Here is a 13137-nt window from a genome sequence, read left to right as displayed (position 1 = left end):
GGCGCGGCCTCCTCAGGTCGGATCCACGATGCCCATGGCGATCATGCGAAGGCCGGTCATCGAGGGAACGAAAAAATAGTCGCCGCCGCGGCATTCCACGAAGGTCTTCAGCGTCGACATGACATAAGGCGGCTTACCTGAAGCCGGGTCGGAGGCGATCGGGTGGCGCTTGTGGACCTCGTGGTTGCCGAGGAGCGGACAGGTGTTGTTGCCCTCGTTGAAGTCGAGCCCGTACTGGATCCATTGCTGCTGGACGAATTCGAACTGCCGGAACAGGTTGGCGGTGATGATCATCATGATCACCCCCTGTTCGGTCTCGTCATTGCCCGATCCCAGCTCCGGTCCGCCATAGGGCAGCCCGCGGCGCAGGATGCGGCGCCGGTTGTTCAGCGCCGAGGTGGCGTTCGGGTTTTCCGGCTGCGCGCCTGTGTCGGGGTCGACCCCGGCGGCGTTCATCGGGTCGAGCATGTCGCGGGTGTTGACCCGCCGCAGATGGGCGCCGACCGGACATTTCAGCCCCGCCATGTCGTCGGCATAGCGGAAATCGGCCGCTTCCTGCGAGCCGATGTAGTTCAGGTTCGCGCGGAAGCCCTCCAGCGTCCCGGCCTTGTCGCCGCCCCAGCCGCGGGCCTCCTGGAAGGCGCGCCACTCCTTGTAGGTCGGCACTTTCGACAGCGGCACGCCGTCCGACCATCGGCCGCACATCTTGGCCAGGATGGTCTCGCGCGCCTCGTCCATCGGGATGTCCATGATCCCGGCGAAGCGCGCCGCCTCGCCCTCGACCACCTCGGCGAAGCTGGTGACGTTCTCATGCAGCTTGCGGTAGGCCATGAAGGTGCCGTTATGCATGAATTCCGGCGGCGTGGAGGTCGGCGGCAGTTCCTGGCTCTCGTCCGGATGGCCGAGCAGGAATTCGCCGGTGGCCAGCGGCTGCCACCCGATCTTGCCGTCCGCGCCCTTCACCAGCTTGCCGTTGCCGGTGACCGGCATCGCGTCCGGGTCCGAACCGTACTGGCCCTCGAAGACCGGGTTGCCGATCCCGTCGGTGAAGCCGAAATGCTCCTTCGGCGTGGGCAGCATCATGCCGCCGACATTCTGGAACACCGCCGAAGCCGACTGGTAGGGCTGGTCGCCGTCCTTGCCGTTCTTCGCGATCAGCGTGACGCCGCCGCCGATCGCCTCGGGCAGGCCGATCAGCCAGTCGGTGCGCCGCTCCAGCTCGGGATGCGGGGTCAGCAGGTCCGCCGGACCGGCCGCCTGGGCGTTGAGCGAGATCCAGATATGGACATCGCCCTTGCCTGCCGCGCCGGGGCGGCGGTTCTCCTGCCAGATCGGGTCCCAATGGCGGCACCAATGGGCGTCCTGCGCCTCCTCCTCGGTCAGGGTCTGGTCGCGGTCGCCGAGGATGAAGGCCCGCGCCTTCATGCCTTCGGCGAAATCCTCGGGCATGCCCTGCAGCGTGCGCACCGGCAGCTCGAGCATCCACAGCCCCATGAAGGTGAAGGCGATGTTGGTGGTGCATTTCGGCTTCGAGCCCGCCGTCCAGGGCGTGGCCGTGGTCACCCGGCGGCGCACCTCCTCGACGAATTTGCGGCCCTGCGCGGGCGACTGGATCTGGAAGAAGAAATAGCGCGCGAAGGGAAAGGAATAGCGGCCATAGGCGCGGGGCACGTTGCCCTGGATATCGGCGAGGTTCAGGTCGAGGGTCATGGCGTGTCTGGTCCCTTCATGCCGTCGTTTTCCGCGAATGCGCCCAGGAGATCACGCCGGGCGGCTGGGTCGGGGCCGCATTGTCGCCGGGCGCATGCGTGTCGAGGAACTTGCCGAAGGCGGCATGGAGTTCCTCCGGCGAGGCGCCCTGGGTCTCCACCGCGAAATCGGCGAAGGCCTGCTGCAGGTAGAGCGATTTCAGCACCGAGGGCAGGTCGTCGTATTTCCCGGGCGCCAGCGGCTTGTTGCCGTTCGCCACCGTGTAGCGCAGCGCCAGCCAGACGGCGGCCGCCGTCAGCACCGCCGCGATGACGGCAATCCACAGCAGGCTCATGCCGAAGAGCGTCATCATGCCGAGGAGCCGCAGCAGGATGGCCGCCACCGCCACCGCCGCCGGGACCGCCACCGCCGCGATCAGCCCCTTGATCGGCAGCAGGTGGAATTCGGGCAGCTTCAGGTAGTAGTCGTGGAACGGCATGGTCGTCTCGACATGGCAGCGCTCCAGATAGCCGGCGAATTGCGGCCCGGACTGCACCTTGCCCTCGAAGTCCAGGCAGTTGCCGAAGATGTCGCGGATCTCGTCGCCCATCGTGTCCCACAGGAGCTGGGCATAGGCGGCGCGGACCTTGGCCTGCCCGGCCTCCGACAGCTCGGCGGGCAGCGGCTTGCCGTCCGCGTAGATGGCGTCGATATCGGCCGTGAAGACCAGGTAGCGGCAGTTCAGCCGGTCCACGGGCAGCGGGTTGATCGTGTCGACCCCCTTGATCGTGGAGACCAGCGCATCCTGCCCGTCGCGGCCGTTGTAGACCACGTCCTCCAGCACGAACATGCGGACGAAATGGTTGCGGAAATTGCGGGCGAAGGGGCTCATCTCCTTCGCTTCCTCGGTGGCCGGCGACTGGTGCGCCGTGGGCAGCATCGACAGCGCGATCCTCAGGCGCTGCTCGTAGCTGACGACATGGTTGCCCGCCTCCACCTCGGCGGGCGACAGCTCGGGCCCGCCCGGCAGGACCGGCACGAGATAGGTCAGGAACAGGTGTCCCGTATCGAGATCCGGCATGGTGTCCTCCCTTGCCTGCGCTTCAGCGGCCGGCCGCGCGGCGGATCGCCTCGCGGTTGACGTCGGCCCGCTCGGTCGCGAGGCTCGCCACCGGCCCGAATCCCGGATCGCCGAGGTCGCCCTGGTGCTTCAGGAAGGCCGCCTTCCAGGTCTTGGCGAAAGTCTCGGCATCCTGGGCGGCATGGGCCTCGGCCAGTTCGGCCAGCGTGTCGCGCACCCGCAGCGCCGCCTTCACGTCGCGCTGCGCCGCGCCGGGCGTGGCGTTGTAGTAGTAGTCGGTGCCGATCTGGTTGTAGGTGATGTAGTCCTTGAACGGCGTCACCGGGATCGACAGCGGGTATTTCGAGGCGCTGTACCAGAACAGGTTGAGCCCGTTCGGGATGCCGTCGGAAAAGGCGTCGATATACTGGTCCCAGGTGCCGTTGAAATTCGAGCAGAACAGCACGTAGTCGTTCTGCAGCGTCTGCGGCCCCTGCCCCAGATCGGGCCACTGGTCGCGTTTCACGATGACCCATCTGGCGAAATGGATGAGCGACAGGCCGAGAAGTCCCATGAGGTTTTCCGGCAACCCGCGCGACGCCATGAAGATGGCCCGGTTGATCCAGGTGACCCGCGGCTTGCTGGGGGTCACCACGTTCATCGCATAGGCCTTGCCCGCGACGTTCGACATCAGCCTCCTCCCTGTGCTTGTTTTCGCCGCGCTCTTGAAATGTCTCTGGCGGACGCTACGGCAACCTCACGAAGCCACGAAAATGACGCAGCGTCAAAACCTTTCTGAGATTTTCTAATGTGTTAACGCGCCCGCCTCCGGACGAAGGCCCGAAATTCCGGAATTGACGCGCTCCGCGGCCATGGCGCGACGCTTTCGCCACGCGCGGCCCTCGATATGCTGTGCTAGCCTTTTTCTGCACAGCGGCATTGCGGAGCGGCGCATCCGGCCGAAGCGTGCATCTAGTATTTTTCGGAAGGCCCTGCCTTCCAGCAAGGCCAAGAAAGAGCAAGAATGCCCAAGAAAGTGCTTGTCATCGGAGGCTGCGGGTTCATCGGATCGCATATTGTCGACGGATTGCTGGCAACGGGCACCGCCGTGCGCGTTCTCGACCGGCGGCCCGAAGCGTTCCGCGAGCAGCTTCCCGGCGTCGAATACATTTTCGGGGACTTCTCAGATCCGTTCCAGCTGCTCGAGTCCCTCGAGGGCGTCGATGCCGTGATGCATTGCGCCAGCACCACCGTGCCCTCGACCTCGAATGTCGACCCGGTTTCGGACATCAGCGGCAACCTGATTTCCAGCGTCCGCCTGCTGAAGCTGCTGCGGCAGATGAACATCACCAAGCTGGTCTACCTGTCCTCCGGCGGCACCGTCTACGGCGTGCCGCAGACCGCGACATTGGTCGAGGTGACGGCGACGAATTCCTCGGGCGTCAGGCGGCCGGTCTCCACGCCTTCGGTCCAAAGCACGGCCAGCCGTTCCTCCACCCCGTTCGAGCCGTTCGGGATGATGCGGAAATCGTCGCGGCCGCGGCGCTTCTGCTCGGTGGTGAAGGCGCAGTGATCGGTCGCCACCACCTGCAGNCGACCCGGCCTGCAGCCCGGCCCAGAGCGAGGCCTGGTGGTCCTTCGAGCGGAAGGGCGGCGACATCACCCGCCGCGCGGCATGGTCCCAGTCCTTGTCGAAATACTCGGATTCGTCGAGCGTCAGGAACTGCACCAGCGGCTCGCCATAGACCCGCATCCCCTTCTGCCGCGCCCGCCGGATCGCCTCGTGGGCCTGTTCGCAGGAGACATGCACGACGTAGAGCGGCGTGCCGACGGCGTCCGCAATGGTGATCGCGCGGTTGGCCGCCTCGCCCTCCAGCTCGGGCGGGCGGGAATAGGCGTGGCCTTCGGGTCCGGTGATGCCGTCGTTGAAATACTTCTCCTGCAGCGCCGCGATCACGTCGCCATTTTCGGCATGGACCATCGGCAGCGCGCCGAGTTCGCGGCAGCGGGAGAAGGAAGCGAACATCTCGTCATCCTCCACCATCAGCGCGCCCTTGTAGGCCATGAAATGCTTGAACGAGTTGACGCCCATCTCNGACGGCGTCCTTCATCTCGTCGAAGATGGTCTCGTTCCAGCCGGTGATCGCCATGTGATAGCCGATATCGGTGCAGATCTGCGGCGCCGATTTGCGGTGCCAGTCGTTGATCGCATTCTTGATGCTGCCGTCGGCACCGGGCAGGCAGAAATCCACCAGCATCGTCGTGCCGCCCGCCGCGGCCGCCCAGGTGCCGGATTCGAAGCTCTCGGCGGCGGTGGTGCCCATGAAGGGCATCTCCAGATGGGTATGCGGATCGATGCCGCCGGGAATGACATAGGCGCCCTCGGCATCGACATAGCTGTCGCCCGTGAGGTTCTCGCCGACCGCCTTGATCGTCTCGCCTTCGATCAGCACATCCGCCTTCCACTGGCGGTCGGCGGTCACGACGGTGCCGCCCTTGATGACTTTGGTCANTGATTTCTNTAGTCTTCCTGTCAATCCGAGCGCCTGCTGCCGCTCGAAACCATTTGAAGAGTTTCCTAGTGTACGCCTTAAGTGAGTTGGCCGCTGAACTGCTGAAGGTGCGACCGCGTTGGGTACGGGCCTTGATTTTCAAAGTCTGAAGCATGAGAAGCAGTCGCCATGCCGGATATTCCGATTTGAGCTGCCGAATGGAAGCAACCCACAGGGTTAAATCCAACTCAAACGTTCTTGCTTCGCCAGGCTCAATTTTGGCGGGCAAAGAGTTCGATCCCCGTTGAGTGAGAGGTTGCAGAAGTGTTCCTCGACGTTTTCCCCAAAAGGACCAGGAAAGCTGCCCAATTACCACGGAACTGCCTCCATGATTAATGGCTTGGAATACTATTAAGTTTTCCAGTCCCGTGAGCGATCGTCCCGTTTGATATGTATGGAGATGGCCGCCGACAAGACGTTTGCCGATCACGGCGCGGATCTCAATGTGTTCATTCGTCTGAAAACGGGCAACCCGGACGGCAGTCCAAGCTGCATACGAGGTTGCGACAGCGGCGAGCCATACGCCCGAAACTTCGAGAAACTGGGCAGTATTCTCGAAGATCCCGAAAATCACTCCACGACCTCCGCCGTCTCCAGCACGGCGTGCAGCAGCACGTCGGTCCCGGCGGCGGCCCAGTCCATGGTGATCTCCTCGGCCTCGTTATGGCTCAGCCCGTCCTTGCAGGGGCAGAAGATCATCGCGGTCGGCGCGATGTCGTTGATCCAGCAGGCGTCGTGGCCCGCGCCCGAGACGATGTCCCGGTGCGAATAGCCCAGATGCTCCGCCGCGCCGCGGACCCGGCCGACCAGCGTTTCGTCGAAGGCCGGCGGTTCGAACTGGCCGACCACCTTGGTCTCCAGGCTGGTGCCGATCTCTTCGCAGAGCCCCGGCGCGCGCGCGTAGAACTCCGCCTCCATCGCCGCCAGAATCTCGGGCAGGTNGCGAACGGAAGTCGATGGTGAAGACCGCCTTGCCGGGAATGATGTTGCGCGAGTTGGGATAGACCTCGACATGGCCGACCGCGCCGACGGCATCCGGCTGGTGCTTCATCGCGATCTCGTGCGCCAGCTCGATCAGCCGCGCCATGCCGCGCCCGGCATCGCGGCGCATCGGCATCGGCGTGGTGCCGGTATGGCTCTCCTTGCCGGTGACCGTGCATTCGATCCAGCGCAGCCCCTGGCCGTGGGTGACGACGCCGATATCGAGGCCTTCCGCCTCGAGGATCGGGCCCTGCTCGATATGCAGCTCGAACATCGCATGCATCTTGCGGGCGCCGACCTCTTCCTCGCCGACCCAGCCGATCCGCTCCAGTTCGTCGCCGAAGCGTTTTCCCTCGGCATCCGTCCGGTCATAGGCCCAGCCCAGATCGTGCCGTCCGGCGAAGACGCCCGAGGCCAGCATCGCGGGCGCGAACCGTGCGCCTTCCTCGTTGGTCCAGTTGACCAGCACGATCGGGCGGCGGGTCTTGACCTCCATCGCGGCGAGCGTGCGCAGCACCTCGAGACCGCCGAGCACGCCGAGCACGCCGTCGTATTTGCCGCCCGTCGGCTGGGTGTCGAGATGCGAGCCCATGTAGACCGGGAGCGCCTCCGGGTCGGTGCCGGGCCGGGTCGCGAACATGTTGCCCAGCTTGTCGACGCCCATCGCGCAGCCTGCCGCCTCGCACCAGGACTTGAACAGCGCCCGGCCTTCGGCATCGGCATCGGTCAGGGTCTGGCGGTTGTTGCCGCCGGCAAGATCCTCAACATCTATCCCAGGAAGGGCGCCATCGTCGAAGGCGCGGATGCCGACATCGTGGTCTGGGACCCGAAGATCTCGAAGACGATCACCCCAGCGACGCATCATTCCGTTCTGGATTACAATGTCTTCGAGGGGGTCGAGGTCACCGCGCAGGCGCGCTACACGCTCTCGCGCGGCGAGGTCATCTGGGCCTGGGGACAGAACAGCCAGCCGCAGCCCGGCCGCGGCCGCTTCGTGCCCCGCCCGGCCTTCTCCTCGGCCGCCAAGGCGCTGTCGCAATGGAAGGCGCTGACCGCGCCGAAGATGATCCAGCGCGATCCGCTGAACATCCCCGCCGGGATCTGAGCGGCAGATCCGGCCACAACCTGCCGGTGCAGGCGAAATTTTGCGTCGCACCGGCCGCCCGCGCCGCGCGCCCGGCCCTGCACCCGGCCCGGCAGGCGACCGAAAATTGTTTGCCTGCCCTCAATTTATGCAGCCCCCCATGTGTGAATATGCACATAAAATCCGTCTTTGCGGGGGCGCGGCCCGGTACAGCTCGGCGGAGGATGGGAGTAAGGACCCCGGATAATCAGACTCCATCCGGGACTCAAGCCCATGACCGATACCAGTTATGCACCGTCCGCGGCCCCGCGGGCGGCGCCAGTGAACTCTCCTGCCCGTGTGCTGGGCGCCAGCCTCGTCGGCACGACGATCGAATTCTTCGATTTCTACGTCTATGCGACTGCCGCGGTGCTGGTCTTCCCGGCGCTGTTCTTCCCGGGCTCCGATCCGATGACCGCGCTGCTCGCCTCTTTCGCGACGTTCTCGATCGCCTTCTTCGCCCGGCCGCTGGGCGCCGTGGTCTTCGGCCATTTCGGCGACCGGATCGGCCGCAAGGCGACGCTGGTCGCGGCGCTGCTGACCATGGGCATCTCGACCGTGATCATCGGCTTCCTGCCGACCTATGAGAGCATCGGCGTCATCGCCCCGCTGCTGCTGGCGCTCTGCCGCTTCGGCCAGGGCTTCGGTCTGGGCGGCGAATGGGGCGGCGCGGTGCTGATCGCCACCGAGAACGCGCCCGAGGGCAAGAAGAACTGGTACGGCATGTTCCCGCAGCTCGGCGCGCCGGTCGGCCTGTTCCTGAGCTCGGGCATGTTCTGGCTTCTCCTGCAGTTCATGCCGCAGGAAGCGCTGCTGAGCTGGGGCTGGCGGATCCCGTTCCTGGCCTCGTCCGTGCTGATCGTCATCGGCCTCTGGGTGCGGCTGTCGCTGACCGAGACGCCGGATTTCCAGAAGGCGATCGACAAGCACGAGCGCGTCGCCGTCCCGGTGGTGGAGCTGTTCCGCAACCACAAGATCAGCCTGTTCCTCGGCACCTTCGTGGCGCTGGCGACCTTCGTGCTGTTCTATATCGGCACCGCCTACCTGCTGAGCTACAACGTCAAGGTCATCCAGATCCCGTTCACCGACGCGCTGGCCATCCAGATCTGGGGCGCGGTCGTCTTCGGCATCTTCATCCCCGTGGCGGGCCTGGTCGCCGAACGCCTCGGCCGCCGCAACGTGCTGATCGCCACGACGCTGGGCATCGCCGCCTTCTCCTTCCTGGTGCCGGTGCTGATGGTCGCGGACGAGCTGCGCATCCTCGGCTTCGTCACGCTGGGCATGGCGCTGATGGGCATGACCTACGGGCTGATCGGCAACGCGCTGGCCGCGCCCTTCCCGACCCAGGTGCGCTACAGCGGCTCGTCGCTGACCTTCAACTTCGCGGGCATCGTCGGCGCGTCGCTGGCGCCCTATATCGCGACCTGGCTGCAATCGACCTATGGCCTGGCCTATGTCGGCTACTATCTCTGCGCCGCCGCGATCATCACGCTGGCCTGCATCTTCGCCTCGGCGCGCGGCAAGGTGTGATCCCAGGGGACGGGCGGTGCGCCGCCCTCCCCCATGTCCCGGAGTCCTCCCGGCGCGCTGCCCCGCGGCGCGTCAGGCGAGGCCCAGGCTCTCCAGGCAGGCTTCCATTTCGTCATAGTGGTGGATCAGCGCCTCGGGCTCGAGCGCGGCCACGTCATGGCCGTCCGGACCGAAGGTCACCAGCGCGCAGGGAATGGACGCATTGCGCGCGCAGCTGCGGTCGGTGACCGTGTCGCCGAACAGCACCGCCGCCCCCGCCGACCCGCCGACCCGCGCCACCGCCTCGAAGAGCGGCTTCGGATCGGGCTTGCGGACGGGCAGCGTATCGGCGCCGATCAGCGCCCCGAACAGCCCCCGCACCCCCAGCTCGGACATCAGCGTCTCCGCCAGCCCCTCGGGCTTGTTGGTGCAGATCGCGGTCAGGTGCCCGGCGGAAAGCAGCCGCTCCAGCGCCGCCTCCGTGCCCGGAAACAGGCGGGTTTCCACCGACAGCGCCTGGGCATAGGCATCGAGCAGCGGCGCATAGCCGGCATCGACCCGGCCCTCGTCGACATGGCCGTAGAGCCGGCCGAGCCCGAGGCGCAGCATCTCCCTGCCGCCCTTCATCGCCGCGCCGCGATCCCCGGAAAGCTTGGGATCCAGCACGTTGCCGTAGCCCCAGGCCCGGAACACCGCATTCGCCGCCGCCAGGGTCGACGAGAAGGCCGCGGTGATCGCCGGTTGGGCGGAGGCGGGGCGCATCGCGCCGATCGACCCGCATCACCTGATCTTCTCGATCTGGTCGATGACCCAGCATTATGCCGATTTCGACCTGCAGGTTTGCGCCGTTCTGGGCGGAGCCCGCAGCCCCAGGCGCTTCGAGGAAGCCGAGGCCTTCCTGAGCACGGCACTGACCCGGATGCTCGGCCGCTGAGCCCTCCATTCGGAACAAATCACGGACAGTCATTCCACACCTTCGCCATATCATGGATTCACAGGCAGGGATAGTTTCTCCCCATGACACACAACGGGGCGCCGCGGCGCTCCTCCGCAGGAGAAAGACAATGTCCGCACTGAACGCAATCACCGCTTTCCTCGGCCTCGGCACGCCCGGCGCCATCGCCATCGGCGCCCTGGTCCTGAGGCTCGCGCTCGGCGGCCTGTTCCTGGCCCACGCCTATCTGAAATTCTTCGTCTTCACCCCGGCCGGCGCGGCGGGCTATTTCGCCTCGCTCGGCGTCCCCGGCTGGTTTGCCTATGTCACCATCGCCGCCGAGACGCTGGGCGGCCTCGCCCTGATCGCCGGCTTCCAGACCAGCCTGGTCGCCCTCGCCCTGATCCCGGTGCTGCTCGGCGCCGCCATCCTGGCCCACGGCCCGAACGGCTTCTGGTTCACCAATGCCAATGGCGGCTGGGAATACCCCGCTTTCTGGGCGCTGACCCTGCTGGTCCAGGCGATGATCGGCGGCGGCGCGCTGGCCCTGACGAAATAACCCGGAGCTTTCGCGACGGGGCGGCAGCCGGAAGGCTCGCCGCCCCTTGCCATGCCCGGCCTGCGGACCGGGCCACCGGCATGTCCCGATGCGCCATGCAGGGGCCCCGCCAGAAAGGCGATCGCGCCGCCGTTCCTTTGCCCTGATGCGCAGCGGGCTTGCCTCCGTCGCCGGTCCGCCTCCGGAGCATCGCAGCCCGCCAGGCCCGGGATGCACCCGGCCGCGGTGATGCCCTGGCCGCGGCGGCTGAACAGGGCGTCCGAGGCTCCCGCCTTGGACCGCACCGCCCCGGGACATTCTGCAACCGGACGGATCCTGCAGCAGCGCATCCAGATCGGCCCGTCCTGCACCCGCCCGGACCCGTGATGGGTCGGACGCCTCGCATCCGGACCTGCAATACCGCGCCAAGAACCGGCAAAACCCGGAGAAAGCCGCCATGGGCCACCGGTGGCGCGGCGCCAATGGCGATTGCACGCTCAGCGCGGCCGCAGCCCCTCGAGCAGCAGGTCCTTCACTGCCGCCCGTGCCGCGTCCCATTGCGCCCCGTCAAGCGCCTGCCCGCCATTGAGCGTCTCGATCTGCCGGGCGAAATCGGCATAGTGCTGGGTCGCCGCCCAGATCGCATAGAGCAGGTGGCGCGGGCTGACCGGCCGCAGGCGCCCTTCGGCGATCCACAGCTCGATCACCGCGATCCGGTCCTCGGTCCAGGCCTTCAGCTCGGTTTCCAGATAGTCCTGCACCATCGGCGCGCCCTGGATGATCTCGTTCGCCCAGACCCGCGAGCCATGCGGCCGGGCCCGCGCCAGCTCCAGCTTGACGTCGATGTAATCCGCCAGCGCCTCCAAGGGCTCGCTGCCCGGCCGGATCCGGTCGGCGGCGGCGCGCCAGGTCTCGAAGATGCCGCTGACCACCTGCCGGTAGAGCTGCGCCTTGGTCTCGAAATAATAGACGACATTCGACTTCGGCACCCCGGCCTCGGCGGCAATGCGGCTGATCGAACCGCCGCCATAGCCGCAATCGGCAAAGACCCGTTCCGCCGCCGCGAGGATGCGCGCGACGGTTTCCTCGCGCTGCCTCGACTGGATGCCCTTCTCCCTGCCTGCCACGCTTCCTCCCCCGTTTCCCGCGTCCCGTCCAGCTGGCCGGAGCCGCCCCCGGCAATGCAACCGCCGCCGCCAGCCCGCGCCGCGCCATCATCGTGCCGCCCGGTTTCCGGTCATCCTGCGGCGGCGCTGCGGAAAATTCAGCAAGTTTCTGCACGATCGGTCAGGAAAACATTGACCGATCGTGCAGCCCTGCCGCAGCCTCCCGGGGACTCGCGGACCGGAGGGTCCGGACAGGCAGGAGAAGACCATGAAGCACGGACAGAATCTGCGCATCGATCCCGAGCGTCTCTGGGACAGCCTCGAGGAGATGGCGAAGATCGGGCCGGGCATTGGGCCGATCGCCTTGAACACCTGATCGGCGGCCAGCCGGAAATTCGGGCCCGCCGCGCGGCGGAACTCCACCTCGGTNCACCGCGCCGTCGCCATGCAGCTTCACCGGNCTCCGCCCCGGTCACGACGCGCACGCCCTTCGACGCGGCATGCTGGCGTTCGCTGGCAAGCAGGCTCATTTCGGCCTCGGAGNCGGCGGTAGACCATGGTGACGCTCTGCGCGCCCAGGAGCTTGGCCTGCACGGCGGTTTCCAGCGCGGTCATGCCGCCGCCGATCACCACCACCTCGCGGCCGACCGGGATTTCCGCCCAGCNCCTGCTGGCGCAGCCCGGCGATGAAATCGACCGCGTCATGGACATTCTCCTGCCCCGCCCCCTCGGCGCGCAGCGCGTTCACGCCGNGCCAGCCCCAGCGCCAGGAACACCGCGTCGAATTCGGCCTGCAGGCCCTCCAGCGTCATGTCGCGCCCCAGATGCAGCCCCATGCGCAGCTCGATCCCGCCGATCTGCATCAGCCAGGCGATCTCGGCCTGGGCAAAGCCCGCGGGCAGCTTGTAGGCGGCAATGCCGTATTCGTTCAGCCCGCCGGGCTTCGGCCGGGTCTCGAACAGCACGACGTCATGGCCGTGCCGCGCCAGGCGATGGGCACAGACCAGCCCCGCGGGACCGGCGCCCACCACCGCGACGCGGCGGCCGCTGGGGCCGCGCTGGCCGGCGCGGGTCTCCTGCCGCTGCCCCCCGCGGCGCGGTCCAGTGGGGCGGCGAGCGGGCAGGCCGGACCGGGAACTCAGGCAGGACCTGACGCGGGATGCCCTGCCCGGACCGGAAGAACGGGCATGGACCATCTGAAAGTGGCGGCGGCCCTGCTGGCGGCAATCGGCCTTGCCGGTTGCATCGGGACCGGAGGCAATCCGGCAGCAATGATGTCCTGGCCGGGACATTTGGGCGTTCTGCCCCTTTCCGGGGGCCGGCAGCCCGGGTGTTCCGGTGCCGCATGGCTGGCTGTCGTGGCCTGCACCGCATTCTGGTCGACGCGTCGGTGTCCTTCCCCGGACCTCTCAGTTGCCCGGCCTGCCATGGCAGCACCGGGTGTCGCGCAGGCCCCGCGGCAGACCGGGGCGCGATCCGGGTGCGCGACCGAATCCTGACCGTCGATGCTGCAGGCGCGAAACATATGTGCCGCCTCGAAGCCGACGGAGGCGGGACCGTCTTCAGCGGGTTCGCGACCTGACATCCCTGCCGCCGGAACTGCCCTCTCCCGGCGGCAGCCATCGAAGCGGCAGGGAGCACCGGC

7 protein-coding genes and 6 pseudogenes are annotated in these 13137 nt (G+C 67.0%); 5 read left to right on the top strand and 8 right to left on the bottom strand.

Features of this window, described 5'->3' with window-relative positions; all coding sequences use genetic code 11:
- Positions 1 to 12: 12 nt before the first annotated feature.
- From C7T91_RS18555 to C7T91_RS18545, 3 genes are read right to left on the bottom strand one after another with little or no spacing between them, the layout of a single operon-like run.
- Positions 13 to 1710, bottom strand: coding sequence for a peroxidase (locus tag C7T91_RS18555; protein WP_108260525.1), 1698 nt, complete (start codon positions 1708 to 1710; stop codon positions 13 to 15).
- A gap of 16 nt (positions 1711 to 1726) precedes the next feature.
- Positions 1727 to 2770 carry a hypothetical protein gene (locus C7T91_RS18550; RefSeq protein ID WP_108260524.1) on the bottom strand — a complete coding sequence of 348 codons (1044 nt, stop codon included), beginning with the start codon at positions 2768 to 2770 and terminating at the stop codon, positions 1727 to 1729.
- Between the two features lie 22 nt (positions 2771 to 2792).
- On the bottom strand, positions 2793 to 3440 hold the full coding sequence (locus C7T91_RS18545) for a hypothetical protein (protein WP_108260523.1): 648 nt from the start codon (positions 3438 to 3440) through the stop codon (positions 2793 to 2795).
- Positions 3441 to 3773: 333 nt separating this feature from the next.
- On the opposite strand from C7T91_RS18545, the pseudogene C7T91_RS36140 reads away from it, so the two are divergent.
- A pseudogene (locus C7T91_RS36140) lies at positions 3774 to 4118 on the top strand (NAD-dependent epimerase/dehydratase family protein); the annotation flags it as partial.
- A 32-nt stretch (positions 4119 to 4150) separates the two neighbouring features.
- Here the strand turns inward: C7T91_RS36140 and hydA are convergent.
- Both hydA and C7T91_RS18530 read right to left on the bottom strand, forming a co-directional pair.
- Positions 4151 to 5262 (bottom strand): annotated as a pseudogene (gene hydA / locus C7T91_RS36135) (dihydropyrimidinase); the annotation flags it as partial.
- Positions 5263 to 5871: 609 nt separating this feature from the next.
- Positions 5872 to 7147: pseudogene (locus C7T91_RS18530) on the bottom strand (Zn-dependent hydrolase).
- Here C7T91_RS18530 and C7T91_RS18525 point away from each other — a divergent pair.
- Together C7T91_RS18525 and C7T91_RS18520 are read left to right on the top strand one after the other, a co-directional pair.
- Positions 7037 to 7387, top strand: a pseudogene (locus C7T91_RS18525) (dihydropyrimidinase); the annotation flags it as partial. The pseudogenes C7T91_RS18530 and C7T91_RS18525 overlap by 111 nt on opposite strands.
- Positions 7388 to 7687: 300 nt before the next feature.
- Positions 7688 to 8935: an MFS transporter gene (locus tag C7T91_RS18520; protein ID WP_236638319.1), complete on the top strand. Its 1248-nt coding sequence runs from the start codon at positions 7688 to 7690 to the stop codon at positions 8933 to 8935.
- 72 nt (positions 8936 to 9007) lie between these two features.
- Here C7T91_RS18520 and C7T91_RS18515 read toward each other — a convergent pair whose 3' ends face one another.
- Entirely contained in the window at positions 9008 to 9607 is a 600-nt protein-coding gene (locus C7T91_RS18515) for an HAD hydrolase-like protein (RefSeq protein WP_236638318.1), read from the bottom strand.
- 19 nt (positions 9608 to 9626) lie between these two features.
- Here C7T91_RS18515 and C7T91_RS18510 point away from each other — a divergent pair.
- Together C7T91_RS18510 and C7T91_RS18505 are read left to right on the top strand one after the other, a co-directional pair.
- A pseudogene (locus tag C7T91_RS18510) lies at positions 9627 to 9848 on the top strand (TetR family transcriptional regulator C-terminal domain-containing protein); the annotation flags it as partial.
- A 130-nt stretch (positions 9849 to 9978) separates the two neighbouring features.
- Entirely contained in the window at positions 9979 to 10407 is a 429-nt protein-coding gene (locus tag C7T91_RS18505) for a DoxX family protein (protein WP_108260518.1), read from the top strand.
- A gap of 476 nt (positions 10408 to 10883) precedes the next feature.
- On the opposite strand, the gene C7T91_RS18500 is transcribed toward C7T91_RS18505, so the two are convergent.
- Positions 10884 to 11513, bottom strand: coding sequence for a TetR/AcrR family transcriptional regulator (locus tag C7T91_RS18500; RefSeq protein WP_108260517.1), 630 nt, complete (start codon positions 11511 to 11513; stop codon positions 10884 to 10886).
- A gap of 315 nt (positions 11514 to 11828) precedes the next feature.
- Positions 11829 to 12544 (bottom strand): annotated as a pseudogene (locus C7T91_RS36130) (FAD-dependent oxidoreductase); the annotation flags it as partial.
- Positions 12545 to 13137: the final 593 nt, after the last annotated feature.

It is taken from the genome of Mangrovicoccus ximenensis, assembly GCF_003056725.1.
GTDB classification, from domain to species: domain Bacteria; phylum Pseudomonadota; class Alphaproteobacteria; order Rhodobacterales; family Rhodobacteraceae; genus Mangrovicoccus; species Mangrovicoccus ximenensis.
This window is presented reverse-complemented; position numbering and strand designations above follow the sequence as displayed.